This window comes from Croceicoccus bisphenolivorans, from assembly GCF_001634625.1.
GTDB classification, from domain to species: Bacteria; Pseudomonadota; Alphaproteobacteria; order Sphingomonadales; family Sphingomonadaceae; genus Croceicoccus; species Croceicoccus bisphenolivorans.
Genome location: NZ_LRSE01000058.1, coordinates 1 through 1,009 on the forward strand (window position 1 = coordinate 1; position 1,009 = coordinate 1,009).

At 49.9% G+C, this 1,009-nt stretch carries 1 protein-coding gene; it reads right to left on the bottom strand.

Annotated elements, in window-relative coordinates; genetic code table 11:
* Nucleotides 1-11: 11 nt before the first annotated feature.
* The gene (locus tag A7A77_RS17695; protein WP_216635620.1) at nt 12-884 is read right to left on the bottom strand and encodes a DEAD/DEAH box helicase; all 873 of its coding nucleotides are present in this window, start codon (nt 882-884) and stop codon (nt 12-14) included.
* Nucleotides 885-1,009 lie beyond the last annotated feature (125 nt).

The following is a 1,009-nucleotide window of genomic DNA, read 5'->3' on the forward strand; positions in this document are numbered from 1 at the left end:
AATCACATCGGTTAGTTTTGAATCAGACTCTTAGCGTTTTCAAAGGGCGCATGCGTCCATGTGGGGGGGACGAGCGGTCTTATCAAAATTTGCCTTGAAGCAAGATAAATGTGGCAGGCAGCTAGATGATCCCTAAGCAAGGGCCATGTAAACCTCAGCTCTGCACTCGCGGTATGATGCATATCCAATGCAGAAATCAGCTGAGGTGACAATGCGATAACGGTCTCGCTGGGCAGCTTATCCACCCAAGTTGCATCAAGCGGTCCTTGCCAATCACCCGTGAGCCGCGCGTAGGATTGACTGGAAATTTCTGGCCTAATGATTCCTGCCAGTGCAGCGTGTAAAGACGCAAGCGGGCCGTCGCCTGCCGGGACTTCAAGTGACCACATCTTCGCGACATAGTTCTCAGCTGCGTGAGCGTCATCGAGTATGATGGTGTCGGGACTCTCAAAGAACGGGTGACTATTAAAGAGGCTTGAATAAGTCGTAACCGCAATCTTCGCGCCTGTGGTATAATCGGAAATGTCAGAAGGTCGATAATCTTTCTTTGAACCAGTGAAAGCTATCGCCTCGATTCCATAGTTTTTTTCCGCTTGCTCAACAGTTTGATTTACCAGTTGCCTTGTCGGGCAAAGGTAGACAACTCTGTCTTTGAATTTTCGCCTCCTCCATTCAGCAATCAGAAGCCCAACTAGAGTTTTCCCACTTCCTGTCGGCAGTTGTAGCGCAACATCTCGCGCCTCTGATAGTTCGCTCGCGTAGGACGCCAGCATCTCCTTCTGATGCGACATGGCGTCGGGAATCGACCTGCGTGTCAGAAGAGGCAGAAGGCCAGTTGGCGTAGAGGGTGCCGATGCAATAGACTTCTTCTTCTTGAAAGTCACAAATCAAATCCTCACGGAGCAATACGCAAAGTTCGTATGGCACATGAGGTCAGTAGGCCAACCAGAAATCAACAAGATAATCGAAATTTAGGATCAAATCTCAGTGCGCCCGATCAGCCCCTGAG